Origin of the sequence: Klebsiella sp. WP3-W18-ESBL-02, assembly GCF_014168815.1 — a bacterium.
Taxonomy (GTDB): domain Bacteria; phylum Pseudomonadota; class Gammaproteobacteria; order Enterobacterales; family Enterobacteriaceae; genus Kluyvera; species Kluyvera ascorbata_B.
The window spans coordinates 3339002-3362430 of the sequence record NZ_AP021972.1 but is presented as its reverse complement, the minus strand read 5'-3'; the positions used below and the strand labels follow the sequence as shown (position 1 = coordinate 3362430).

26 protein-coding genes are annotated in these 23429 nt (G+C 57.6%); 15 read left to right on the top strand and 11 right to left on the bottom strand.

Annotated features, from left to right (window positions below):
* Positions 1-6 precede the first annotated feature (6 nt).
* The 4 genes from potH to rlmC are packed head-to-tail and all read left to right on the top strand — an operon-like array spanning position 7 to position 3521.
* A complete protein-coding gene (gene potH, locus H7R56_RS16070; protein ID WP_106924496.1) occupies positions 7-960 on the top strand; it encodes a putrescine ABC transporter permease PotH in 954 nt (317 codons plus the stop codon).
* Positions 957-1802, top strand: coding sequence for a putrescine ABC transporter permease PotI (potI, locus tag H7R56_RS16065; protein WP_106924495.1), 846 nt, complete (start codon positions 957-959; stop codon positions 1800-1802). The genes potH and potI overlap by 4 nt, the downstream gene beginning before the upstream one ends.
* Positions 1803-1862: 60 nt before the next feature.
* Complete coding sequence (locus H7R56_RS16060; RefSeq protein ID WP_106924494.1) at positions 1863-2351, top strand: YbjO family protein; 489 nt, start codon at positions 1863-1865, stop codon at positions 2349-2351.
* A gap of 42 nt (positions 2352-2393) precedes the next feature.
* Positions 2394-3521, top strand: a complete 1128-nt coding sequence (gene rlmC / locus H7R56_RS16055; protein WP_106924493.1) for a 23S rRNA (uracil(747)-C(5))-methyltransferase RlmC — start codon at positions 2394-2396, stop codon at positions 3519-3521.
* A 46-nt stretch (positions 3522-3567) separates the two neighbouring features.
* On the opposite strand, the gene H7R56_RS16050 is transcribed toward rlmC, so the two are convergent.
* Positions 3568-3804 (bottom strand): pentapeptide MXKDX repeat protein, encoded by a 237-nt coding sequence (locus H7R56_RS16050; protein WP_106924492.1) that lies wholly within the window; start codon positions 3802-3804, stop codon positions 3568-3570.
* A 141-nt stretch (positions 3805-3945) separates the two neighbouring features.
* On the opposite strand from H7R56_RS16050, the gene H7R56_RS16045 reads away from it, so the two are divergent.
* Positions 3946-4668: a response regulator transcription factor gene (locus H7R56_RS16045; RefSeq protein ID WP_106924491.1), complete on the top strand. Its 723-nt coding sequence runs from the start codon at positions 3946-3948 to the stop codon at positions 4666-4668.
* Positions 4665-6137 carry a sensor histidine kinase gene (locus H7R56_RS16040; protein WP_106924490.1) on the top strand — a complete coding sequence of 491 codons (1473 nt, stop codon included), beginning with the start codon at positions 4665-4667 and terminating at the stop codon, positions 6135-6137. Before H7R56_RS16045 ends, H7R56_RS16040 begins: the two co-directional genes overlap by 4 nt.
* 43 nt (positions 6138-6180) lie before the next feature.
* Here the strand turns inward: H7R56_RS16040 and artJ are convergent, their stop codons facing one another.
* The 6 genes from artJ to H7R56_RS16010 form a co-directional block, all read right to left on the bottom strand.
* A complete protein-coding gene (artJ, locus tag H7R56_RS16035) occupies positions 6181-6912 on the bottom strand; it encodes an arginine ABC transporter substrate-binding protein ArtJ (RefSeq protein ID WP_106924489.1) in 732 nt (243 codons plus the stop codon).
* Between the two features lie 173 nt (positions 6913-7085).
* Positions 7086-7754 (bottom strand): arginine ABC transporter permease ArtM, encoded by a 669-nt coding sequence (artM, locus tag H7R56_RS16030; RefSeq protein ID WP_106924488.1) that lies wholly within the window; start codon positions 7752-7754, stop codon positions 7086-7088.
* Positions 7754-8470, bottom strand: a complete 717-nt coding sequence (gene artQ, locus H7R56_RS16025; protein WP_106924487.1) for an arginine ABC transporter permease ArtQ — start codon at positions 8468-8470, stop codon at positions 7754-7756. Before artQ ends, artM begins: the two co-directional genes overlap by 1 nt.
* Positions 8471-8476: 6 nt before the next feature.
* Entirely contained in the window at positions 8477-9208 is a 732-nt protein-coding gene (gene artI / locus H7R56_RS16020) for an arginine ABC transporter substrate-binding protein ArtI (protein WP_106924486.1), read from the bottom strand.
* A gap of 16 nt (positions 9209-9224) precedes the next feature.
* Positions 9225-9953, bottom strand: coding sequence for an arginine ABC transporter ATP-binding protein ArtP (gene artP / locus H7R56_RS16015; RefSeq protein ID WP_106924485.1), 729 nt, complete (start codon positions 9951-9953; stop codon positions 9225-9227).
* Positions 9954-10264: 311 nt separating this feature from the next.
* Positions 10265-10780 carry a lipoprotein gene (locus tag H7R56_RS16010; RefSeq protein WP_106924484.1) on the bottom strand — a complete coding sequence of 172 codons (516 nt, stop codon included), beginning with the start codon at positions 10778-10780 and terminating at the stop codon, positions 10265-10267.
* A 192-nt stretch (positions 10781-10972) separates the two neighbouring features.
* On the opposite strand from H7R56_RS16010, the gene H7R56_RS16005 reads away from it, so the two are divergent.
* Both H7R56_RS16005 and H7R56_RS16000 read left to right on the top strand, forming a co-directional pair.
* A complete protein-coding gene (locus tag H7R56_RS16005; protein WP_106924483.1) occupies positions 10973-11296 on the top strand; it encodes a heavy metal-binding domain-containing protein in 324 nt (107 codons plus the stop codon).
* A complete protein-coding gene (locus tag H7R56_RS16000) occupies positions 11293-12129 on the top strand; it encodes an N-acetylmuramoyl-L-alanine amidase (protein ID WP_106924482.1) in 837 nt (278 codons plus the stop codon). Before H7R56_RS16005 ends, H7R56_RS16000 begins: the two co-directional genes overlap by 4 nt.
* A gap of 3 nt (positions 12130-12132) precedes the next feature.
* On the opposite strand, the gene H7R56_RS15995 is transcribed toward H7R56_RS16000, so the two are convergent.
* The 4 genes from H7R56_RS15995 to poxB all read right to left on the bottom strand — a co-directional run bounded on the left by H7R56_RS15995 (position 12133) and on the right by poxB (position 17444).
* Positions 12133-13146 (bottom strand): NAD-dependent epimerase/dehydratase family protein, encoded by a 1014-nt coding sequence (locus H7R56_RS15995; RefSeq protein ID WP_182928305.1) that lies wholly within the window; start codon positions 13144-13146, stop codon positions 12133-12135.
* A gap of 87 nt (positions 13147-13233) precedes the next feature.
* Complete coding sequence (locus tag H7R56_RS15990) at positions 13234-14676, bottom strand: DUF2867 domain-containing protein (RefSeq protein WP_106924481.1); 1443 nt, start codon at positions 14674-14676, stop codon at positions 13234-13236.
* Positions 14677-14685: 9 nt separating this feature from the next.
* Positions 14686-15687: a low-specificity L-threonine aldolase gene (gene ltaE / locus H7R56_RS15985; protein ID WP_106924480.1), complete on the bottom strand. Its 1002-nt coding sequence runs from the start codon at positions 15685-15687 to the stop codon at positions 14686-14688.
* A gap of 38 nt (positions 15688-15725) precedes the next feature.
* Positions 15726-17444, bottom strand: coding sequence for a ubiquinone-dependent pyruvate dehydrogenase (poxB, locus tag H7R56_RS15980; protein ID WP_106924479.1), 1719 nt, complete (start codon positions 17442-17444; stop codon positions 15726-15728).
* Between the two features lie 152 nt (positions 17445-17596).
* Between poxB and H7R56_RS15975 the strand changes: the two genes are divergently transcribed.
* The 7 genes from H7R56_RS15975 (at position 17597) to H7R56_RS15950 (ending at position 23428) form a co-directional block, all read left to right on the top strand.
* Positions 17597-18031: a DoxX family protein gene (locus tag H7R56_RS15975; RefSeq protein ID WP_106924478.1), complete on the top strand. Its 435-nt coding sequence runs from the start codon at positions 17597-17599 to the stop codon at positions 18029-18031.
* Between the two features lie 269 nt (positions 18032-18300).
* On the top strand, positions 18301-19302 hold the full coding sequence (locus H7R56_RS15970) for a CobW family GTP-binding protein (RefSeq protein ID WP_106924477.1): 1002 nt from the start codon (positions 18301-18303) through the stop codon (positions 19300-19302).
* Between the two features lie 53 nt (positions 19303-19355).
* Positions 19356-20096, top strand: a complete 741-nt coding sequence (locus H7R56_RS15965; protein ID WP_106924476.1) for a GntR family transcriptional regulator — start codon at positions 19356-19358, stop codon at positions 20094-20096.
* Positions 20097-20236: 140 nt separating this feature from the next.
* Positions 20237-21019: a phosphotriesterase family protein gene (locus tag H7R56_RS27875; protein WP_197974891.1), complete on the top strand. Its 783-nt coding sequence runs from the start codon at positions 20237-20239 to the stop codon at positions 21017-21019.
* Positions 20902-21306 carry a phosphotriesterase family protein gene (locus H7R56_RS27870; protein WP_413782712.1) on the top strand — a complete coding sequence of 135 codons (405 nt, stop codon included), beginning with the start codon at positions 20902-20904 and terminating at the stop codon, positions 21304-21306. Before H7R56_RS27875 ends, H7R56_RS27870 begins: the two co-directional genes overlap by 118 nt.
* Complete coding sequence (locus tag H7R56_RS15955; RefSeq protein WP_106924474.1) at positions 21303-22304, top strand: phosphotriesterase family protein; 1002 nt, start codon at positions 21303-21305, stop codon at positions 22302-22304. The genes H7R56_RS27870 and H7R56_RS15955 overlap by 4 nt, the downstream gene beginning before the upstream one ends.
* A 5-nt stretch (positions 22305-22309) precedes the next feature.
* Positions 22310-23428, top strand: coding sequence for an FAD-dependent oxidoreductase (locus H7R56_RS15950; protein ID WP_106924473.1), 1119 nt, complete (start codon positions 22310-22312; stop codon positions 23426-23428).
* Position 23429: the final 1 nt, after the last annotated feature.

Here is a 23429-nt window from a genome sequence, read left to right as displayed (position 1 = left end):
GGGGCTATGAGTACATATGAACCACCGGCCCGCCCGCATAAACCGGGCGGCTTCGCCCTGTGGCTGGCGCGGGTCAATATGAAACACGGGCGCAAGTTTGTCATTGCGATGCCGTATCTATGGCTGATCCTGCTGTTTTTACTGCCGTTCCTGATCGTCTTCAAAATCAGCCTTGCGGAGATGGCGCGCGCGATCCCGCCGTATACCAACCTGATGGAATGGGCCGACGGCCAGCTGACGGTTGCGCTCAACTTTGGCAACTTCCTGCAGCTGACCGACGATCCGCTCTATTTTGAGGCTTATTTGCAGTCGCTGCAGGTGGCGGCAATCTCGACGATTTGCTGTCTGCTGCTGGGCTATCCGCTGGCCTGGGCGGTGGCGCACAGTAAACCATCAACGCGCAACATCCTGCTGCTGCTGGTGATCCTGCCATCGTGGACGTCGTTTCTGATTCGTGTCTACGCATGGATGGGGATCCTGAAAAATAACGGCGTGCTGAACAACTTTCTGATGTGGCTGGGGGTGATTGACCAGCCGCTGACGATTCTGCATACCAACCTCGCGGTCTATATCGGGATTGTGTACGCCTATCTGCCGTTTATGGTGCTGCCTATCTACACTGCGCTGACCCGCATTGACTACTCGCTGGTTGAGGCGTCGCTGGATCTCGGCGCACGTCCGCTGAAGACCTTTTTCAGCGTCATCGTACCGTTAACCAAAGGCGGGATTATCGCGGGCTCCATGCTGGTCTTTATCCCGGCGGTAGGGGAGTTTGTGATCCCGGAACTGCTCGGTGGCCCGGACAGCATCATGATTGGGCGCGTGCTGTGGCAGGAGTTCTTTAACAACCGCGACTGGCCGGTAGCCTCGGCGGTGGCGATCGTCATGCTGCTGCTGCTGATCGTGCCGATCATGTGGTTCCATAAATATCAGCAAAAACAGATGGGGGAACACGGATGAACAACCTACCGGTCGTACGATCGCCGTGGCGAATCCTGATTCTGGTGATTGGCTTTACGTTCCTGTATGCGCCAATGCTGATGCTGGTGGTCTATTCGTTTAACAGCTCAAAGCTGGTGACCGTCTGGGCGGGCTGGTCAACGCGCTGGTACGGCGAACTGTTCCGCGATGATGCGATGATGAGCGCGGTGGGGCTAAGCCTGACCATCGCGGCGGCGGCTGCCACGATGGCGGCCATTCTTGGCACCATTGCCGCGGTGGTGATGGTGCGCTTTGGCCGCTTCCGCGGTGCCAACGGCTTTGCCTTTATGATCACCGCGCCGCTGGTTATGCCGGACGTCATTACCGGGCTGTCTCTGCTGCTGCTGTTCGTTGCTTTGGCACATGCCATCGGCTGGCCGGCGGATCGCGGTATGCTGACCATCTGGTTGGCGCACGTCACCTTCTGTACTGCCTACGTGGCGGTGGTTATCTCCTCGCGTCTGCGCGAGCTGGACCGCTCGATCGAAGAGGCGGCGATGGATCTGGGCGCGACGCCGCTGAAGGTCTTCTTCGTGATTACGCTGCCGATGATTATGCCGGCGGTCATTTCCGGCTGGCTGCTGGGCTTTACGCTGTCGCTGGATGACCTGGTCATCGCCAGCTTCGTATCCGGCCCGGGCGCGACGACGCTACCGATGCTGGTCTTCTCCAGCGTGCGCATGGGGGTGAACCCGGAGATTAACGCGCTGGCGTCTCTGATCCTTGGCGTAGTCGGAATTGTCGGATTTATCGCCTGGTATTTGATGGCGCGCGCGGAAAAACAGCGGGTGCGCGATATCCAACGTGCAAGACGCGGATAATCCTCTTAAAATCGATACGGATGTGCAGTCGATGCCGCGAATGTTCGCGGCATCGTTTTCATGGAAGGCAACACATTGGAACTGTTTACTCGAAGCCGTCGGTCGCATGCCCGTCTGAACGTTCCTGCTTTGGTGCAGGTGGCGGCGCTCGCCATTATTTTAATCCGCTGTCTCGACCTGTTGATGATTATCAATCTGCTCGGGCTGAATGGGATTGGCGAATTTATTCATCGCAGCGTTCAGACCTGGACGCTGACGCTGGTGTTTCTCTCCAGCCTGGTGCTGGTGTTCGTTGAAATCGCCTGCGCCTTTTCGTTGGTCAAAGGGCGTAACTGGGCGCGCTGGGTGTACCTGCTGACGCAGGTGATTGCCGCCAGCTACCTGTGGGCTGCATCGCTTGGCTACGGTTACCCGGAGCTGTTTAGCATCGCGGGCGAGTCGAAGCGGGAGATTTTCCGTTCGTTGGTGATGCAAAAAATGCCGGATCTGCTGGTGTTATGCCTGCTTTTTGTACCCGCAGCCTCCCGGCGATTTTTCCGCTTACAATAACGGTGATACAATCCACGCCCCTCTTTGTCTCAAGGTTTTTCTATGCAGTGCGCACTCTATGATGCCGATCGTTGCCGTTCATGTCAGTGGATTGAGCAGCCCGTCGCCGAACAGCTGGCCGCCAAAATGGCCGACCTCCAGACGCTGCTGGCGGCGTTTCCCGTGGCGGGATGGTGCGCACCCGTGTCTGGCCCCGAGCAGGGGTTTCGCAATAAAGCCAAAATGGTGGTCAGCGGTAGCGTAGAACGTCCGCTGCTGGGCATGCTGCATCGCGACGGGACGCCGGAAGATCTGACCGACTGTCCGCTGTATCCGGCCTCGTTTGCCCCGGTATTTGCTGCGCTCAAACCGTTTATCGCCCGCGCCGGGCTGACGCCCTACAACGTGGCGCGCAGGCGCGGCGAGCTGAAGTACCTGCTGCTGACGGAAAGCCAGCTCGACGGCGGCATGATGCTGCGCTTTGTGCTGCGTTCGGACAGTAAGCTCGCGCAGCTGCGCGCCGCATTACCCTGGCTTCAGGCCCAGCTGCCGCAGCTTAAGGTGATCACCGCCAACATTCAGCCGGTACACATGGCGATTATGGAAGGCGAACAGGAGATTTTCTTTACCGAGCAGCAGGCGCTGGCGGAGCGGTTTAATGACGTTCCGCTGTGGATTCGCCCGCAGAGCTTCTTCCAGACCAACCCCGCTGTCGCCAGCGCCCTGTACGCCACGGCGCGCGACTGGGTGCGGGCGCTGCCGGTCGATCATATGTGGGATCTGTTTTGCGGCGTCGGCGGCTTTGGGCTGCACTGCGCGACGCCGGACATGACCCTGACCGGCATTGAGATTGCCCCGGAGGCTATTGCCTGTGCGAAGCAGTCGGCGGCAGAGCTGGGGCTGGGCAAGCTGCATTTCCAGGCGCTGGATTCGACCCAGTTTGCCACCGCCCAGGCCGCTACTCCGCAACTGGTGCTGGTCAACCCGCCGCGCCGCGGCATTGGCAAAGCGCTGTGCGACTACCTCAGCGCGATGGCGCCGCAGTACCTCGTCTACTCCAGCTGTAATGCGCAGACCATGGCCAAAGATTTTGCCCATCTGCCGGGGTACCGTATCGAGAAAGTACAGCTGTTTGATATGTTCCCGCACACCGCCCATTACGAGGTGTTGACGCTGCTGGTTCGCTGCTAGCGTGCCCAAGCCCGGCAGGTGCAGCGCTGCCGGGCGGTTACAATGGCTAGTGGCTCATGGTCTGAGGCGACATATTGCCTTGCTTCATCTTCTCTCCTTTCATGGCCTCTTTTTTCATGCCGTCTTTTTGCATACCGTCTTTGGCCATCTTCTCTTTGCACATCGTGTCCTGGCACATTTTATCGTGGGGTTTGGCCATGCCGTCATGCATTGGCTCGGCGGCGTGCACGCTCGCCATCAGCAGGGCGCCGAGCGCGGCGGTAGCAATCATTATCTTTTTCATCGTCTGTCCTCATGGTTGATGTTGTGCACCGACAGCATCGCGCGCAGCTCATCACCATGTCCTCACGGAAGTTTAAATAAAATGTGATAACTCACGGCGCCCGGCTGGGTTAAGCTTGAAAAAAAGCGTGGGTGGAATGTTATGAATAGCGCAAAGAAAATCTTGCTGGTGGAAGACGACCAGGACATCGCAACTCTGCTGCGGCTCAATTTGCAGGATGAAGGATACCAAATCGTTCACGAGGCGGACGGCACGCGCGCGCTGGCGCAGCTTGAGGCATCGGTCTGGGACGCGGTGATCCTTGATTTAATGCTGCCCGGCGTCGACGGGCTGGAGATCTGCCGCCGCATCCGGCAAATGACGCGCTATTTACCGGTGATCATTATCAGCGCCCGCACCAGTGAAACGCACCGTGTCCTGGGGCTGGAGATGGGGGCCGACGACTACCTGCCGAAACCTTTTTCGCTGCTGGAGTTGATTGCCCGCGTTAAAGCGCTGTTTCGCCGTCAGGAAGCGATGGGGCAGAGCATCCGCCTGGAGAGCGGGGCGATTGCCTGCCACGGTCTGACCATCGATCCGCTCTCCCGTGAAGTGCGGCTGCACGGCGAGTCCGTTGAGCTAACCCCGCGTGAATTTGATCTGCTGTACTGGTTTGCTCGCCATCCGGGAGAGGTCTTTTCGCGTCTGTCGTTGCTCGATAGCGTGTGGGGCTATCAGCATGAAGGGTATGAACACACGGTCAATACCCATATCAACCGCCTGCGGGTGAAAATAGAGAAAGACCCCGCCGAGCCGGAAATCATTCTCACCGTCTGGGGAAAAGGCTATAAGTTTGCCACCGACAAAAGGAAACCTGCACCATGAGCCGACGGTTGAGCCTGAGCCAGCGGCTGACGCTGGTGTTTACCGCCATTTTGCTGCTGTGCGCGATTGCGGCGTGCAGCGTGCAGCTTTACAACAGCAGCCAGTTCGGTAATGCGATGGTTCAGCGGCTGTCGGCGGGCCTGGCGCAGCAAATCGTCAATCGCGAGCCGCTGCTGGATGCGCAGGGTGGCGTTAATCGCCAGACCCTGAAAACGTTGTTTGACCGCCTGATGACGCTTAACCCGAGCGTAGAGCTGTACCTTATCTCGCACGACGGTACGATTGTCGCCGATGCTGCACCGCCTGGCCACATCAAGCGCCAGCAGATTGACCTCGCGCCGCTGCGGGCCTTCCTCGACGGCGCGGCGTGGCCGGTGTACGGCGACGACCCGCGCAGCCAGGATAAACAGAAAGTCTTCAGCGTGGCACCGGTTTTGCTCAACGGCAACCTGCACGGTTATCTCTACATCATTCTTGAGGGGGAAAACCTCAATGCGCTGGCGGAGAGCGCGTGGCACAAGGCGCTGTGGAGCACCTTCCTTTGGTCGCTGCTGCTGGTGGCGCTGTTTGGCCTGCTGGCGGGAACGCTGGTGTGGTACTGGGTCGCCCGTCCGGTGCGCCAGCTTACCGCCCATGTGCAAGGGGTGGATCAGGACAGCATCAGCGCAATCAGGCAGCTGGCGCAGCAGCCGCTGCAGGCCGATGGCTCTAATGAAGTGGCAATATTGCGTAATACCTATATTGAGCTGGCGCGCAAAATTGCCAGCCAGTGGGATCAGCTTTCCGATAGCGATCGTCAGCGCCGCGAGTTTATTGCCAATATTTCCCATGATTTGCGCACTCCGTTAACCTCACTGCTGGGCTATCTGGAGACGCTATCGATGAAAGCCGACACGCTCTCACCGGAGGATAACCGGCAGTACTTGGCCGTGGCGCTACGCCAGGGGCACAAGGTTCGTCATCTCTCACAGCAGCTGTTTGAGCTGGCGAAGCTGGAGCACGGCGGGATCAAGCCACAGCTCGAACCGTTTGCGATAGGTGAATTAATTCAGGATGTGGCACAGAAATTCGATCTGGCGATTGAGACCCGGCGCTTAACCCTCAAGGTCGAGATCCCGCGCGCGCTGCCGCTGCTGAACGCCGATGTTTCGATGATTGAGCGGGTGGTCACTAACCTGCTGGATAACGCCGTGCGTCACACGCCGCCCGGTGGCACGGTGATGCTGCGCGTCTGGCAGGAAAATGAACGTCTTCAGGTGGAGGTTGCTGACAGCGGGCCTGGCGTCGATGAAGCGCTGCGTGAGGCGTTATTCCAGCGTCCTTCCGCGCTGAGTGCGCAAAGCGTGAGAGAAAATCGCGGTGGCCTGGGGCTGCTGATTGTGCGGCGTATGCTGGAACTGCACGGCGGCAGTATTCGCCTGATGGAGGCCTCTGCGGGCGCTTGCTTCCGCTTTTTCGTGCCGTTATAGATGAGAAAACCCGGTAAGCAGGGCGCTTACCGGGTGAGGGCACTTACTCAGCGAACCATTTGTCGCTGATTTTCTGATAGGTACCGTCTGCTTTAATCGCTTTGAGTGCACCGTTCAGCTGCTCCAGCAGCGCTTTGTTGTCCGGGCGTACCGCGATGCCAAGGCCAATGCCGAAGTACTGCGGATCGGTGACTTTCTCAGTGGCCGCACCCAGCTGCGGGTTCGTTTTCAGCCATTCGTTGACCACGGCGGTATCGCCGAAGACGCCGTCGATACGGCCATTTTTCAGGTCGATAATCGCATTCTGGTAGCTGTCATAGGCGACGGTTTTCACTTCCGGATGCTTGTCCATCAGGTATTTCTGGTGGGTCGTCCCGTTTTCCATACCGATACGTTTGCCTTTCAGGTCATCAAAGGTTTTGAATTCGCCTTTTTTGGCAATTACCAGCGCCGAGTTAGCATAGTAGGCATCGGTAAACGCGACCTGTTTGCTACGCTCAGGCGTGATGTCCATACCGGAGATCACCGCATCGTATTTCTTAAATTTCAGCGCCGGGATCAGGCTGTCAAACGCGTGGTTGGTAAAGGTACATTCGGCCTGAATTTGTTTGCACAGCGCGTTAGCAAGGTCGATATCAAAGCCGACGATCTGGTTGTTCGCATCCATGGACTCAAACGGCGGATAGGTAGCGGACACGCCGAAGCTGATTTTTTCTGCGGCCTGGGCGCCTGCGGCAACGGTGGCCAGTAAGGCGGCCAATACTAATTTTTTCATGGATGAGCTCCTGTCTGTCTCGCTTATGGTTGCTGCCCTGCGTGTGGCATGGAGCTACAATGCCACTTAGTGAATTTATATGCAATATAGTTGAGTAAATATTTTCATTTTTGCAAAAAAAAACGGATAGACCAGCGGCTTATCCGTTTCGGAATTTAATGGTTATGCAAAAACTAGTCGCGGCGCTCAAAGGCCAGCGCTTTGCGCTCAATCAGGCGCATCAGCAGCGTCAGCAGGCCGTTGACGACGAGATACACCAGCCCGGCGGCACCAAAGACCATCACGTCATAGGTGCGTCCGTACAGCAGCTGCCCGTGGCCCATTACCTCCATCAGCGTGATGGTATAGGCCAGCGACGTACTCTTGAACACCAGCACCACTTCGTTGGAGTAGGAAGAGAGCGCACGTTTAAAGGCGTACGGCAGCAGGATCGCCAGCGTATCTTTCTTACTCATCCCCAGCGCGTTACAGGACTGCCACTGGCCTTCCGGAATGGCGCGGATCGCACCAAAGAACAGCTGCGTGGTATAGGCGGCGCTGTTGAGCGACAGGGCAATCAGCGCGCATAGCCACGGCTCGGAGAGCAGATGCCACAGCACCGGATAGTTTTGCAACGTCGGGAACTGACCCGGGCCGTAGTAAATCAGGAAGATCTGCACCAGCAGCGGCGTGCCGGTAAACAGCGTGATGTAGCCGCGTACCAGCCACACCAGCACCGGCGTTTTCAGCGTCAGGATGATGGTGAAGATCAGCGCCAGTACCAGCGCCACCACAATGGAGGCGACGGTCAGCGTCAGGCTGGTATGCAGCCCTTTCATCAGTTCCGGTAAATACTCGAGCATCAGCCTGGTCTCCGTTCGAAGCGAGTGGTACGCAGGTCAATGCGTTTGAGGATGTACTGGCTCAGCAGCGTGATCACCAGATAGATAGCCGCCGCCACGATGTACCAGGTAAACGGCTCCTGGGTACGCGTCGCGATGCTTTTGGTTTGCAGCATCAGGTCGTTCACGCTAATCAGCGATACCAGCGCGGTATCTTTCAGCAGTACCAGCCACTGGTTGCCGAGGCCCGGCAGCGCGTGTCGCCACATCTGCGGCATCACCAGACGGAAGAAGATAGCACTTTTCGACATCCCCAGCGCCTGGCCGGATTCCCACTGGCCCGCCGGTACCGCTTTCAGTGCGCCGCGCAGGGTCTGCGAGGCGTAAGCGGCATAGAGCAGGGAGAGGGCAATCACGCCGCACAGGAACGGGCTGACGTCGAAGTTTTCGATCTGCATCTGAACCGGAATCTGCACGATGCCGAGGTTAATCGTAAAACCGTCGGACAGCGTCAACAGCAGCTGTGAAGAGCCGAAGTAGATAAACAGCACCACCAGGATTTCCGGTAGACCGCGCAGCACGGTGACCAGCGCGGAGCCGAGCCATGCGATAGGGCGCCATTTAACCGACTCCCACACCGCAAAGAACATTGCCAGCGCGAGCCCGATAACCAGTGCACAAACGGCAAGGCCGACGGTCATACCGGCGGCGCTTGCTAAAGGAAACATTTCGTTCATCAAGTCTTACTTCTGGAACCATTTAGCGTAGATGGTTTGGTAAGTGCCATCTTTTTTCACTTTTTCCAGCGCAGCGTTAAATTTCTGCTGCAGCTCGGTGTTGCCCTGACGTACGGCAATGCCCAGGCCGGTGCCGAAGTAACCTTTGTCGGTCACCTTGTCGCCAACGGCGGCCAGCTTGTCGTTATCTTTCAGCCATTCGGTAACCACGGCGGTGTCGCCGAAGACGGCATCAATACGGCCGTTTTGCAGGTCCAGCTTCGCGTTCTGATAGCTGTCGTAAGGCACGGTGGTAATTTCCGGATGTTTATCCATGATAAATTTCTGGTGCGTGGTGCCGTTCTGTACGCCGACTTTTTTGCCTTTCAGCTGATCGATGCCGGTGAACTTGCCCTTCACGCCGACAAACAGCGCGGAGTTATCATAGTACGGAGTGGTGAACAGAACCTGTTTTTCACGCTCAGGGGTGATATCCATACCGGCCATCACCGCGTCAATACGGCGGAACTTCAGGCTAGGGATCAGGCTATCGAAAGATTGGTTGCTGAAGGTACAGGTCGCGTCGATCTCTTTACACAGCGCGTTGGCCAGATCCACGTCGAAGCCGACGATCTGGTTGTTGGCATCCATCGACTCAAATGGAGGGTAGGATGCTTCGGTCGCAAAACGGATAGTTTGAGCAGCGGCAGCGGAGAGGCTGACGCTAGCGAGCAGCGCGGCAATCAGTACTTTTTTCATGATCATTGTCCTGTTCTCAGTGAGAAAGATAATTTCTAAAAGCCTCGGTCTGTGGGCTGTTAAAGCAGCTTGCATCGCCTTGTTCGACGATATAACCGTTTTCCATGTACACCACGCGGCTGGCGGTCTTGCGTGCCACTTCCACTTCGTGGGTGACGATGACCTGGGTAATGTTGGTTTCAGCCAGTTCATGAATGATGCTGACGATTTGGGCGGTGATTTCCGGATCAAGGGCGGCGGTGGGCTCATCAAACAGCAGCACCTGCGGCTCCATCATCAGCGCGCGGGCGATCGCCACACGCTGCTGCTGACCGCCGGACAGGTGCAGCGGATAGCGGTCGCTGAACGGTTTGAGGCGTAAACGCTCGAGCAGTTTTTCCGCGCGCGCCATCGCCTGATCTTTACTCAGCCCCAGCACGCGGCACGGCGCTTCGATCAGATTCTGAACCACGGTCAGGTGCGGCCAGAGGTTGTACTGCTGGAAGACCATGCCGACGTTTTGACGCAGTTCGCGAATCGCTTTATCTGACGGCGTTTTGGCAAAATCGAAATGATTACCCGCAATCGCCAGAGTACCGGACTTCGGCATCTCCAGCAGATTCAGCACGCGCAGCAGGGAGCTTTTACCCGCGCCGCTTGGGCCAAGCAGTACCAGCGTTTCGCCCTCCGGGCACTGCAGCGTGATGTCGAACAGCGCCTGATGCGCGCCATAAAAGCAGTTAATGCCGTCTAATTTAATGCTCATTGATACCCGTCACGAAAGAGTTGTCCTCGCCCTGGAAACGCCAGGTGCTTACTCTGCTGCCGCTCTTACATTTCCCCGCTGAAGGTATCAGCCGTAGAGGAATTATCAGCAATTGAGGCCGCAAATAGTACCTTTGACAGAATAGTTATGCAATATTTGTGCGTTAAAACTTAAATATAAACCAACTTTTCTTTTAAAGTTAGCACAAAATAACGGTCGGGGTGGGCGCGGGGTATAAATGTCGGCATTCCACGGAGAATGCCAGACATTTTGCCGGGATAAAGGATATAGCAGAATTTGTTTACACTTTATTAACGTTTTTCGAGAGATTGGCGCAGCGTGCCCGCTGGCGCATGGCTATTGTTGCCGAGATAACGCACGTCATCCACCGCCCAGCACTGACCTTCGCGAATCATCAGCACTTCGTCTTTCCAGCTTTGGGTTCCCTGTTTCAAGTCGACGCGTAGCGGAATATTGCGCGCGTCGGTGTTAGGAATGGTCGAGGCGCTGGCGACGTCGGCGCTATCCGGTACGGCGGTGCTGCTGGAGAACAGCCCCGACTGCATCAGCGTGCGCGTGCTGGCGTCCTGGCTGCTGTCGCTCAGCAGTTTGGCCAGCCCATCGCTCAGATACGGCCGCAGCGCGGTGTAGTCGCTGGTCCGACGCTGGATCTGGCTGTCATAAAATTTTTGTGCCACGGTGTCCGGGCCGCCTTCCACGCATTGCCCGACGCGCGCGCCGGTATCTTTGTAAGCAGGGGTGACAGTGGTGCAGGCGCTCAGCAGCAGCGCGGCAGGGAGGATAAATGCAAGGTTGGAGTAACGCATAGTGATTCCTTGTTAGCCGTCTCAACATTAGTCGCTTCTACGCCGGGGGCCGGCGTATCAACCGCCGCCATGCGGCGGGCGAGATTTACGTATACGATAATGGAGTAATCCCTTTTCAAGCATAGCGTATCGGTCCGATAATGTGTTTAGCACTAAGCGCTAAGGCATTGAACGTTAACGAAGGAGCTGTCCATGCAATTTTCAACTACCCCCACCCTCGAAGGGCAACCAATTGTCGAATACTGCGGCGTGGTGACCGGCGAGGCGATTCTGGGCGCGAATATTTTTCGCGATTTCTTCGCTGGCATTCGCGATATTGTTGGCGGACGTTCGGGCGCGTATGAAAAAGAGCTGCGCAAAGCGCGTGAGATTGCCTTTAAAGAACTCGGCGAGCAGGCCGCAGCGCTGGGCGCTGATGCGGTTGTCGGGATTGATATCGATTATGAAACCGTGGGCAAAGACAGCAGCATGCTGATGGTGAGCGTGAGCGGTACGGCGGTCAAAACGCGCAAATGAAACGTTTTCTGACCGTAATGATGCTGGCGATGCTGCTGGCGGGGTGTGCCGGGGAAGAAAAAAAAGCGGTCATTGAAAAGCCTGGATACGTGCTGGATACCAGCCGTTCCGCGCCTGCCGCTTATCCACGCGTTAAGGTACTGGTTATTCACTATACGGCGGATGATTTCGACGGTTCGCTGACCACGCTAACCGGTCAGCAGGTCAGCGTGCACTATCTCATTCCCGCGGTGCCGCCGCTAACGCGCGGCAAGCCGCGAATCTGGCGGCTGGTGCCGGAGTCAGAGCTTGCCTGGCATGCCGGTGTGAGCTTCTGGCGCGGCGCGACGCGCATCAACGACACGTCAATCGGTATCGAGCTGGAAAACCTCGGCTGGCAGAAGTCGGGGGGGACGAAGTCCTTCACGCCGTTTGAACCGACGCAAATCCAGGCGTTAATACCGCTGGCGAAAGACATCATCAAGCGCTACAACATTGAGCCGCAAAACGTGGTGGCGCATTCGGATATCGCGCCGCAGCGTAAGGATGATCCGGGCCCGCTGTTCCCGTGGCAGGCGCTGGCGCAGCAGGGGATTGGCGCGTGGCCGGATGCCAGCCGCGTGGCCTTCTATTTGAACGGCCGCTCGCCAAATGCGCCAATTGCCTCATATACCCTGCTGGATTTGCTGGCGCGCTATGGCTACGACGTCAAACCGAATATGACGCGAATGCAGCAGATGCGGGTGATTGCCGCCTTCCAGATGCATTTCCGCCCGGCGCGCTATGACGGCGTAGCGGATATGGAAAGCCTGGCGATTGCCGAGGCGCTGCTGGAAAAATACGGCCAGGGCTAAGCCCTAACGGTGCAGCTTGCCGTGATCCTCAAGCCAGGCGGCGGTACGAATAATACCGTCGTCCAGCGAAACGACCGGCTCGTAGCCTAGCTCTTCGCGGGCGCGGCTGATATCGAGCGTAAAGTCAAAGCTGAGCTTCGATACCCCGTAGTGGGTCAGCGACGGTTCTTTGGCAGATTTATTGCCAAACCGCTCCATGCTGCGGGCAATCATATCCAGCATGGGGTAAGGCACGGAGCGAATGCGGCAGGTGATATCCAGTTCGTCAATTAAGCGCTCAACGATGCTGCGCAGCGTGCGGGGTTCGCCGTTGGTAATGTTATAGGCGCGGCCTGAAGGCAGGTCGTCACAGCGCGGCTGGCTGGCGAGCCACATGGCGTGGGCGGCGTTCTCGTAGTAGGTCATGTCGACCATCGCGTGGCCGCCGCGCGGCAGCAGCACGCTGCCGTAATGGTGCATCATCTGCGCCAGGCGCGGAATAAACACTTTATCGTGCGGGCCAAAGACGCTCTGCGGACGCAGAATGGTGAAACGCGTGTTCGGGTTAGCCTGCGCCAGCATCTGAATGACCTCTTCGCTGGCGGCTTTGCTGCGGGCAAATTCGTTGGCAAAACGGTGAGGACGAAAATCTTCTTTGATGTCCCGATGATGGTGGTAGTCAAAGTAGAGCGACGGCGACGAGATATGGATAAAGTTGCGTACGCCCCAGGCGACAGCCCATTCTCCCAGACGGCGGGTGGCACGGACGTTGGCGAGGTCAAACGCGGCCTGGGTGCCCCACGGCGAGGTGAAGCTAGAGCAGTGCCACAGGGTGTCGACGCCGGCCAGCATCACTTTGGCCTGAGAGGAGACCAGCTCGGTCAGGTCAGCATGGACGAATTCGGCGCCCATTTTCTCCAGCAGTTTGCCCATCGCTTCATTGCGACCGCTCGCTCTGACGCTAATGCCCTTACGGCGCAGATACTCAACTGCGTTTCTGCCTAATCCGCTCGTGGCGCCGGTGACCAGTACCTTCATAATCATCCACAGTGTTAAAAAAGAGTTTCGTGCGCATTCTTCCGTTTATTTCACTCGTATGCAATGGGAAACTAAGACGAAAAAGGGTTAATGCGCATTTTTTCCTGTGACTTCTTCTGCCAGGCGGGCAATACGCCGTGCCATTCCGCGGAAGATGAACAGATGTGCTGGAATCATCAACAACCAGTAGAGTAATCCTGGCATACCGTGCGGATGCCACCAGGCGCGCACGTCAAGTTCCCGATGGCTGCCTTTGTCGACCATCGTGAAGCTCAGGCGACCAAGGCCGGGCGCCTTCATGCCGAAGAGGAGCGTCAGCGCTTTTTCGGGTTCAACAATGATCACTTTCCAGCTGTCGACCGCATCGCCGGGCTGAAGCAGCGGGCGCTCCGGGCGCCCTTTCGCCAGTCGGTGTCCCACCAGCAGATCCATTGCCGCGCGCGTTTTCCAAAGTATATTGCCAAAGAAATAGCCTTCTTTACCGCCCAGACGGTTAACCACCGCCCATAGTGCGGTCAGGCTGGCGGACGTGCTGACGGTAAAGCCGGCCTGTTTGGCAAAAAATCCGTATTCCGGACGCCAGCGAGCGAAAGCCTGCGCGTCGTAGCCCCAGTCGCTGGAGTTGACCAGGCTTTTCTCTTCTTCAAGCGTACGGCGTACCGCCTCATCGAACGGGATCAGCGTTTGTGGGATCAGCGCGCGCAGGGTGCGATCGTCAGCCAGCAGATCGTGCTTCAGCCCCTGGATCAGGGCCTTGGCGATCGTGGGCGGAACGGAGGTGATCACGTTAAGGAACCACACCGAGATCCAGCGAGTGGGGAAGGGAATCGGAATCAGTGGGCGATGACGGCCGCTGACCGCCATAAAATGTTCAAACTGCTGCTGGTAGGTCAGCTCTTCCGGCCCGGCGGCTTCAAACACGCGATGCTCGGGAGACGGATGGTTGAGCAGTTCGACCAGATAGAACAGCAGATTTTCCAGCGCAATCGGCGTGGTGCGCGAGCGCACCCAGCGCGGCGGCGTCAGTATCGGCAGGTTGTAGACCATGTCACGCATCACTTCAAACGCCGCGGAGCCCGCGCCGACGATGATCCCGGCACGCACTTCGCTTACCGGTACGCCCGCATCGCGCAGAATATCGGCGGTTAACTGACGGGCGCGCAGGTGCGGCGATTGTTCGTGCGCCGGCGCTTGTAAAGAGCTCAGGAAAATCAGCTGGTTAACCGGGCTTACCCGCAGCGCAGCGCGCACGTTTTCCGCTACCCGGCGTTCGTGCTCGAGAAAATCCTGGCTCTCGCCCATGCCGTGAACCAGGTAGTAGACGGTCTCGACGCCGCTCAGCAGCGCCGAGAGGTCGGCGGTTTTTTCGAGATCAACCGAATGGCAGGTGACGCCGGGCAGATTGCGCTTTTGTAGCCGTTCAACGCGACGTGCCACCGCCCGCACGGCATAGCCGCGCTGGCTTAATTCAGACACCAGATGCTGGCCAATGTAGCCGCTGGCGCCAAAAACCAGAACAGACTGCGACACGTTGTCTCCTTAGCGGGCTAAAAAGGCTTTCCAGTGACCCACGACTTCCGTCAGCTGCTGGCGGTTGACGTCGAGATGCGTCACCAGGCGTACGATCGGCGACGCGTTTATCAGCACGCCGCGCGCCTGCATAAATTCGCCCAGCGCCGCGGCGTTTTCTTCACCCACCCGGACGAACAGCATATTGGTGTCGTGGCGCATGACATCGGCACCGGCCTCGCGCAGTTCGGCGGCAAGCCAGGCGGCGTTATCGTGATCGTCCTGCAGGCGAGCGACGTTGTTTTGCAATGCGTACAGCCCTGCGGCGGCTAAAATCCCGGCCTGGCGCATGCCGCCGCCGGTCATTTTACGCCAGCGGTTGGCGCGTTTGATGTAGTCGTGATCCCCGACCAGCAGCGAGCCGACCGGCGTGCCCAATCCTTTGGACAAACAGATGGTGAACGAGTCACAGTATTGGGCGATGTCCTTCAGCTCACAGCCGTAGCTGACCAGCGCGTTGAAAATACGCGCGCCGTCGACGTGCAGCGCCAACCCGCGCGCACGGGTGAAGTCCCAGGCCTCTTTGAGATAGGCGCGCGGCAGTACTTTGCCGTTGTGGGTGTTTTCAATACTCAACAGCCGGGTGCGGGCGAAGTGAATATCGTCGGCTTTGATTTTGGCTGCGACTTTATCCAGCGGCAGCGTGCCATCACCGGCGGCGTCAATCGGCTGCGGCTGAATACTGCCCAGCACCGCCGCGCCGCCCGCTTCGTACAGATAGTTATGCGCCCCCTGGCCGACGATGTACTCCTCGCCGCGTTCACAGTGGCTCAGCAGCGCCACCAGGTTGGCCTGGGTGCCGGTAGGCAGGAACAGCGCCGCCTCTTTGCCGGCCAGCTCGGCGGCGTACTGCTGAAGGGCATTCACGGTGGGATCATCACCATACACATCATCGCCGACCGGCGCGGCCATCATGGTATCCAGCATGGCGCGCGTCGGGCGGGTTACGGTATCACTGCGTAAATCAATCACGGCATTTCCTTTTTAAACTCGGAAGAATGCCCTCTGTTTTACCTGAGCCAGTTGGTTTTCGCCAGTTCGATCACTTCATCACCGCGTCCGCTGATGATGGCGCGCAGCATATACAGGCTAAAGCCTTTTGCTTGCTCCAGTTTGACCTGCGGCGGAATGGCCAGCTCCTCTTTCGCGACAACGACGTCGACCAGCACTGGGCCATCGATGCTGAAGGCGCGCTGCAAAGCCTCGTCGACGTCAGCGGCTTTCTCCACGCGAATGCCGGGAATACCGCAGGCTTCAGCAATGCGCGCAAAGTTCGTGTCGTGCAGCTCGGTACCGTCGGTCAGATAACCGCCAGCCTTCATCTCCATCGCCACAAAGCCCAATACGCTGTTGTTAAAGACCACGATTTTAATCGGCAGCTTCATCTGCACCACTGAAAGGAAATCGCCCATCAGCATGCTAAAGCCGCCGTCGCCGCACATCGCCACCACCTGGCGCCCCGGTTCTGTCGCCTGCGCGCCCAGCGCCTGCGGCATGGCGTTGGCCATGGAGCCATGGTTGAAGGAGCCGAGCAGGCGGCGCTTGCCGTTCATCTGCAAATAGCGGGCGGCCCACACCGTTGGCGTGCCAACGTCGCAGGTGAAAATGGCGTCTTCGGCAGCAAAATGGCTAATCTGCTGCGCCAGATACTGCGGGTGAATCACTTTGTCGCTGGGCTTCGCCAGATCGTCGAGTCCCTTGCGCGCGCTGTGATAGTGCTCCAGCGCTTTGTCGAGGAAGCGGCGATCGTTTTTCTCTTCCAGCAGCGGCAGCAGCGCGGCTAAGGTGGCTTTGACATCGCCAACCAGCGCCATATCCACTTTGCTGTGCGCGCCGATGCTGGCAGGGTTGATATCTATCTGAATGATGGTGCTTTCTGTGGGATAGAACGGGCGGTACGGGAACTGCGTGCCGAGCAGTATGAGCGTATCGGCGTTCATCATGGCATGGAAGCCGGAGGAGAAGCCGATCAGCCCGGTCATGCCGACGTCGTAAGGGTTATCGTATTCAACGTGTTCTTTACCGCGCAGCGCGTGAACAATCGGGGATTTAAGCTTTTCGGCAAACGCCGTCAGCTCGTCGTGCGCCCCGGCGCAGCCGCTGCCGCACAGCAGCGTAATATTGCGCGACGATTTCAGCTTCTCGGCCAGCTTTTCCAGCTCGCTGTGTGGCGGCGTAACAATAGGATGCGGGGCCGGGTACCACTGGCTGCTGGCATTTTCCGGCGCGGCCTTCAGCGCCACGTCGCCCGGCAGAACCACCACCGACACGCCGCGATTAAGCACCGCCTTGCGCATCGCAATCGCCAGCACCTGCGGAATTTGTTCCGGCGTGGAGACCAGCTCGCAATAGTGGCTGCATTCACGGAATAGCTCCTGCGGGTGCGTCTCCTGAAAATAGCCGCTGCCAATTTCACTCGACGGAATATGTGCGGCGATGGCGAGCACGGGAACGTGGTTACGGTGACAGTCAAACAGCCCGTTAATCAGGTGCAGGTTGCCCGGCCCGCACGATCCTGCGCAGACCGCCAGTTCGCCGGTCAGCTGCGCTTCGGCCCCGGCGGCAAAGGCAGCCACCTCTTCATGGCGCGTGGGCATCCAGGCAATCGTGCCCATCCGGTTCAGGCTGTCGCTCAGGCCGTTGAGCGAATCGCCCGTCACGCCCCAGATACGTTTGACGCCTGCCTGTTCGAGCGTTTTGGCGATGTAGTTGGCTACGGTTTGTTTCATGGTTTTCCATCTCCTGAAGTGTGATAGCGGTTACAAGTTTAGATGAATCTCATCGTTTCGCCGGAAAAATACCCTTATTTTCAGCGGGTATATTTTGTAAATGAGAAGCAGTAACGTGGTGTTCTACAGGGATAAAACAGGGAAAAACGAAAATGATCACAACATTGTTAAATGCGGTAAATCGCACGCTGGCGTGCGATGATTTCGGCAAGCTGCTGCTGCGTCTGGTGGTCGGCGGGCTGATGCTGTTCCACGGGCTACACAAATTGTTTGACGGCGTGGATGGTATTAGCGCGATGCTGGTGGCCAAAGGACTGCCGGGCTTTATTGCCTATGGCGTACTGATGGGGGAAGTGGTCGCACCCGTCCTGCTGATCCTCGGCGTGCTGACGCGCCCGGCGGCGCTGGTGCTGGCGTTTACGATGGTTGTTGCCTGGCTGATGGTTGGCCTGGATAAAACGGCCGCGCTGGATAAAACCGGGGCGTGGGCAATTGAAAGCCTGGTCTATTTCTTTGTCGCCGGACTGGCCATTGCGTTTCTGGGGGCGGGGAAATACGCGCTGGGCACAAAGTCGTCCTGGCAGTAGCCCCCTCTGGTCACACCGTTTCAGAGCTGAAGACGCGTTTCTTCGGCTCTTTTTTTTGCGCTATATAGCGCTTGTTCAGACGGTGAGTGAATAACATTCTCAGCGTAAAAAGTGATATATTTCACATATAATTAACATTCATTTTACTTTTGAGTAAACCCCGCCGCGCGTTATGTTAGCCTGTTTCAAGCCAGCCTATGCTCGATGTGTGCGCCAGGGCAGGGGCCGGTGTTTCGCCCTATGTACTGACAATTCACAGGAGAATATGAATGACGCTGATATCCGTCACAATCCTCACCGGTTTTTTGGGTGCGGGTAAGACGACGCTGTTAAAACGCGTTCTGCATGAAGCGCATGGGCATAAATATGCGGTGATTGAAAACGAGTTTGGCGAAGAAAATATTGATAATGACATTCTGGTGTCCGACGGCGAAGAAACAATCGTCCAGATGAGCAACGGCTGTATTTGCTGCTCAATACGCGATGATTTGCGCACGACGCTCACCATGCTGGCGGCTAAAAGGCATGATGGAACGCTGGATTTTGACCGCGTATTTATTGAAACCACGGGGCTGGCCGACCCGGGGCCGGTGGTGCAGACATTCTTTATGGATGAAGAGATTGTCGCCAATTACCACCTGGATGCGGTGATTACGCTGGTAGATGCGAAGCACGCGGAACAGCAGCTTGATGAACGCCCGGAAGCCCGGCGACAGGTGGGGTTTGCCGATCGGATTTTTATCAGCAAAGCGGATTTGGTCAGCGAGGCGTCGCGGCAGCGTTTGATCGCCCGGCTGCGAAAAATGAACCCACGGGCGGGGGTCGAAACCGCGCATTTTGGTGACGTACCTCTGGACAACGTGCTGAATGTACAAGGGTTTAACCTCAATGCGGTACTGGATATTTACCCGGAGGAAGACAACCACGGGCACTGTCATCACGAGCACGGTCACTGTGAGCATGACCACCATCATGATGATGTGAGCAGTTTTGTTTACCGCGCGGAGAAGCCCTTCGATCCCGCACGGTTAGAGCGTTTCCTCGGCGCGGTGGTGCAGGTACATGGGCCGCAAATGCTGCGCTATAAAGGGGTGCTCAATATGCAAGGCACCGATCGCAAGGTCATTTTTCAGGGCGTGCATCAGGTAATGGGCAGCGACCTGGGGCCGACGTGGGCGGTGGATGAGCGGCGTGAAAGCCGGATGGTGTTTATTGGCGTCTCTCTTCCGCGAGATATTCTGGAGGCGGCGCTAGATCAGTCACTGGCTTAAGGCTATGATCGGCGAGAATTTAATATCGTTACGGTTAGCAAAGGAAACGCTTAATGAAGTTTGCTCTCGATCGGACCTCATCCGTCCCGTTGTACAGCCAGATCAAACAGGCCTTGATTGAGGAACTGCAGGATACCGAAAAAGTCGCGGATATCGTGCTAACGGAAGACAGTTTGATCAAACGGTTCCATGTCAGCCGGGCGCCGATACGGCAGGCATTGAAAGAGCTTGAGGATGAAGGTTATGTCGTCAGGCACAGAGCGAAGGGGACGTTTCCCGTACGGGGCGTCAATGTCAGTCTCTCTCCGGCCCTGGAGCTGGGAGGCATCAGCCGCTATTTAACCGAGCAAGGGCTGAAGCCGACGTCTCGCGTTGTGACGCTGGCGCGCGTGGCGGCACCGCAAGAGGTGAATGATATTCTGGAACTGGATGCATCGACGAAACTGCTGTTTGTTCAGCGGGTTATTTTCGTCAAGGGGACGCCTTTAGTCTGGAGCTCGACGTATCTGCATACGCCGTCCGACTATCTGCCGAATATCAACGAGCTTGAAGAAGCCGGAACGATGTTTGCGCTCGTGGATAAGCAGCTTGGGCTGACGTTCACCCGTGGGGTGCAGAATATCTGGGCGACGGCGGCCAGTCAGGAAGAAGCAAAGGCGCTGGATGTTGCACCCGGCTCGCCGGTGATGGTGGCGGTAACCACGTTGTATTCCCGCGAAGGCAAACCGGCAGGGTGGCGTCGCGCGGTGCATCGCGCCGATGATTTTAAGTACACGTTTGGGTTAAACCGATAGCTAATTTTTTTAAATGCTATTGTTATAATAATCTAACATTAGACTAATCTATTGTTAGGTTACCTGAGGAAAGGTACCGCTTATCAGTGGGCTGTCGGCAAGCGAACCCTTCCACGTTGAATGGAGGTTAAGAGGTAAAAATGTGCATTAAACACAGCAAGGGGATACCCGAGCCGACGCTACCGTTCACATCGCTATTTTTAGAACGCGCAAAGGGCAAGGGTTACAGCAATGCGACTGTCAACACGGTGCTTGGGCCGGTGGCGGCTGACCAGCTTGGCGTGACGTTAGTCAGCGAATCGCTGATGTATGTGTTACCCGGCGCACAGTACGCTTTCGATATCGACATCGACAGAGCGGTATGTTTTGAGGCGATTGCTGAGAAACTCCGGGCCTTCCGGGCAGCCGGTGGCGGTACGATTGTCGATATCACCGGGATGTTTGAAGGACGGGATCTGCGCTTGTACGAGGCGCTTTCCCGAGAGACCGGCGTGCATATCATCGCCTCAACCGGGATGGGCCCGGAAGCCATGCTGGGCGGCTACTTCCTGACGCCGCAGACCAATCCTCCCACCCCGTGGTCGGCGAAGAAGTTTGCCGAGCTGTTTGGTCAGGAAGTGAATGAAGGGATGGTCGTGCCGCGCATTGAGCGCCGCGCCGCCGCCGGCATCATTGCCACGGCGACCACGCGCGATGGCATGACCCCGACCGATGAAAGCCTGGTACGCGGCGCGGCGCGGCGCGAGCAGGGGCCGCTTATGGCGTACCGGTGCGGATCCGCTGCGGGGCAGATGCACCGGCAGAACTGCAGCTCGCGCTGGGGGAATCGCTGGCGCCGCAGCGCATCGTCATGGCGGATATCGACAGGCGCGATGCGGTTGAAAACGGCTGGCCGTTTGCCATGGTGCAGGCGGGGGCGATGATTGCCATCGATCATATCGGTTCTGATGACGCCGATTACATTGATGACGCGGCGCGTGTGTCTTTGATCCGAGAGCTGATTGCCGCAGGTTATGTCGAGCGCATTTTACTTTCTTCCAGTGCGACCGGCGTCGCGTTCGGCGCGCCGGGCAACGATCGCGGCTATGTCGATGTGCTGACGCGGTTTGTCCTGATGCTGCTGGAGGCTGGTGTCTCAGCCGAGCATCTCAATCAGATTTTAATCACCAACGTCGCGGCGCTGCTCAGCGTCATGGGGGAAGATAAATGACACGCGTAAACACGGTACTGGGGACGATCTCGGCCGCAGAACTTGGATTTGTCGCCATCCATGAGCACATTGGCTATGGCATGCCGGGCTGCGAACTGGATAGCCGCTGGTGGAAAACCCCCGAAGCGCGCTATGAAGAGACGGTGCCCAAGCTGCGACTGTTCCGCGAAAACGCACGGCCTTGGGGCGCGGCGACCTTTGTGGAGGCGACGGGCATCTGTAACGGCCGTGATATCGATTATTACAAATCGCTTTCTGATAAAACGGGCGTGCACATTGTGGCCAGCACCGGTTTTGTCGGCGGTGATACCGCGTTGCCTTTTTTTGAACAGGCCAGCGTGGAATACCTGACCGATCAGTTCGTTCACGAAATCACCGTGGGTATCGGCAAGTCCGGCGCGAAGGCCGGCATTATCAAAGTTGGGGTCAGCCGCGGCTTTAAGATGAAAGCGTTGGATAAACGCATTTATCGTGCGGCTGCCCGCGCCTCTCGCATCAGCGGCGCGCCGATTTTCACCCACCTTTCGGTGGATTCTCAGCCGGCGCTGGATATTTTTGCCGAAGAAGGGCTGCCGTGCCATCGCGTGCTGTTTGGCCATGCGGATGATGGCGTCAGCCAGGGAAAAATCAACGAACAGGCGCTGCTTGCCTCCGGTGCGCGCATCGGCTTCGACACCTTTGGCTACGATCTTGAGCTGCCTGACCCACCGTTCTGGGGCCGCCATCGTCAGGAGCGTTTGCAGCATTTCTTACGCTTCCTGCGCGAAGGACGTGTGCATCAGATACTTGCCTCGGCGGATGCCAACTGTTCGCCGTTAGGGTGGCCAGGCGTGAAGGGGCATACCGTCAATTACCTCTTCGAACAGCTGATTCCTGATCTGCAGGCCGAAGGTATCGGTGCGGAAACGATCGATAAGCTGTTTATTCGCAACACGGCTGAGTTTCTTACCCTACAGCCGTTCAGCGATGCGACACCACAGCCACACCCGGGAGTGTAAACCTCATGACGCCACAAATAATAAAAAATCTGAACGTTGCCGTGATTGGCGCAGGCTATGCGGGCGCGACGGCGGCCCACGCGTTGAAGCTGCTGGGGGCCAACGTGACGGTCTATGAACAGGCGCAAGAGTCGCGAGAAGTGGGCGCGGGTATTGGCCTGCGGCCCTCCACGATGGCGCAATTTCAAAAGCTCGGCATTGTTGAGGTGATTAAGGCCGTCACCTCCGCAAGCGACTATTTCGAAATTTTAACCAAGGACGGGCAGCGTATTGCGATGGAAGAGTGGCCGGAAAAGCACACGTACGGCGCCTCAACGCATTTCGTGCATCGCGGTGACTTTATTCAGGCGCTGTTAAGCGTACTGCCGCCGGAGATGGTGAAGTTCGATCACCGCCTGACGCGTATTGTGGATAACGGCACGGGGGCTCGCGTGGAATTCGCCAACGGCGTCGCCATCGACGCTGATCTGGTGATCGCCGCCGACGGTATTCGTTCGCAGGTCCGCCAGCAGCTGTTCAGCGATAAACCGCCGATATTCGCCGGTGAACATGCCTATCGCGTGGTGATCCCGGCGCGCGATACCTTCGGAATGGTGGACGACGGCAACCTGCGCATGTACGTGGGAATGGGCACCAAGATTTATCTGCTGCCGCTGCTGCACCGCCATGAAGTGTCGTTTGATGTGACCTGCCTGTCAGCGGATGCGTCGCCGGTGCCGGTTCTGAATAAAGCGGAGCTGCTCAGAGTCGTACAGGGGTTCGATCCGCGGCTTATTCACATCACCGAAGGGCTGGATATGGCGCAGGTGAACCTGCGCGCGGTGTATGACATCGACCCGGTGGATACCTGGAACAGCCGCTGCGTGGTGCTGATTGGCGATGCGGCGCACGCCATGTGCCATCACCAGGGGCAGGGGGCAAACTCGGCGGTGCTGGATGCCGGAATTCTGGCCGATTGCATTGCGCAGGAACCGTCCCTCGCCCAGGCGCTGGCGAACTTTACCGCGAAACGTAAACCGATGACCGATGAATTACAGCGCTTATCCCGCCAGGGGTGGAGCGAAGATGAAATTCAGAGCGTATTTCCAAATCAGCACGAAGGCGAGATTGCCACCTGGGGATAAT

What these genes read in the sequence shown, in the direction of transcription:
- potH (WP_106924496.1), top strand. Translation starts at nt 7, where the DNA reads ATGAGTACATATGAACCACCGGCCCGCCCGCATAAACCGGGCGGCTTC.
- potI (WP_106924495.1), top strand. Translation starts at nt 957, where the DNA reads ATGAACAACCTACCGGTCGTACGATCGCCGTGGCGAATCCTGATTCTG.
- H7R56_RS16060 (WP_106924494.1), top strand. Translation starts at nt 1,863, where the DNA reads ATGGAAGGCAACACATTGGAACTGTTTACTCGAAGCCGTCGGTCGCAT.
- rlmC (WP_106924493.1), top strand. Translation starts at nt 2,394, where the DNA reads ATGCAGTGCGCACTCTATGATGCCGATCGTTGCCGTTCATGTCAGTGG.
- H7R56_RS16050 (WP_106924492.1), bottom strand. Translation starts at nt 3,804, where the DNA reads ATGAAAAAGATAATGATTGCTACCGCCGCGCTCGGCGCCCTGCTGATG.
- H7R56_RS16045 (WP_106924491.1), top strand. Translation starts at nt 3,946, where the DNA reads ATGAATAGCGCAAAGAAAATCTTGCTGGTGGAAGACGACCAGGACATC.
- H7R56_RS16040 (WP_106924490.1), top strand. Translation starts at nt 4,665, where the DNA reads ATGAGCCGACGGTTGAGCCTGAGCCAGCGGCTGACGCTGGTGTTTACC.
- artJ (WP_106924489.1), bottom strand. Translation starts at nt 6,912, where the DNA reads ATGAAAAAATTAGTATTGGCCGCCTTACTGGCCACCGTTGCCGCAGGC.
- artM (WP_106924488.1), bottom strand. Translation starts at nt 7,754, where the DNA reads ATGCTCGAGTATTTACCGGAACTGATGAAAGGGCTGCATACCAGCCTG.
- artQ (WP_106924487.1), bottom strand. Translation starts at nt 8,470, where the DNA reads ATGAACGAAATGTTTCCTTTAGCAAGCGCCGCCGGTATGACCGTCGGC.
- artI (WP_106924486.1), bottom strand. Translation starts at nt 9,208, where the DNA reads ATGAAAAAAGTACTGATTGCCGCGCTGCTCGCTAGCGTCAGCCTCTCC.
- artP (WP_106924485.1), bottom strand. Translation starts at nt 9,953, where the DNA reads ATGAGCATTAAATTAGACGGCATTAACTGCTTTTATGGCGCGCATCAG.
- H7R56_RS16010 (WP_106924484.1), bottom strand. Translation starts at nt 10,780, where the DNA reads ATGCGTTACTCCAACCTTGCATTTATCCTCCCTGCCGCGCTGCTGCTG.
- H7R56_RS16005 (WP_106924483.1), top strand. Translation starts at nt 10,973, where the DNA reads ATGCAATTTTCAACTACCCCCACCCTCGAAGGGCAACCAATTGTCGAA.
- H7R56_RS16000 (WP_106924482.1), top strand. Translation starts at nt 11,293, where the DNA reads ATGAAACGTTTTCTGACCGTAATGATGCTGGCGATGCTGCTGGCGGGG.
- H7R56_RS15995 (WP_182928305.1), bottom strand. Translation starts at nt 13,146, where the DNA reads ATGAAGGTACTGGTCACCGGCGCCACGAGCGGATTAGGCAGAAACGCA.
- poxB (WP_106924479.1), bottom strand. Translation starts at nt 17,444, where the DNA reads ATGAAACAAACCGTAGCCAACTACATCGCCAAAACGCTCGAACAGGCA.
- H7R56_RS15975 (WP_106924478.1), top strand. Translation starts at nt 17,597, where the DNA reads ATGATCACAACATTGTTAAATGCGGTAAATCGCACGCTGGCGTGCGAT.
- H7R56_RS15970 (WP_106924477.1), top strand. Translation starts at nt 18,301, where the DNA reads ATGACGCTGATATCCGTCACAATCCTCACCGGTTTTTTGGGTGCGGGT.
- H7R56_RS15965 (WP_106924476.1), top strand. Translation starts at nt 19,356, where the DNA reads ATGAAGTTTGCTCTCGATCGGACCTCATCCGTCCCGTTGTACAGCCAG.
- H7R56_RS27875 (WP_197974891.1), top strand. Translation starts at nt 20,237, where the DNA reads ATGTGCATTAAACACAGCAAGGGGATACCCGAGCCGACGCTACCGTTC.
- H7R56_RS15955 (WP_106924474.1), top strand. Translation starts at nt 21,303, where the DNA reads ATGACACGCGTAAACACGGTACTGGGGACGATCTCGGCCGCAGAACTT.
- H7R56_RS15950 (WP_106924473.1), top strand. Translation starts at nt 22,310, where the DNA reads ATGACGCCACAAATAATAAAAAATCTGAACGTTGCCGTGATTGGCGCA.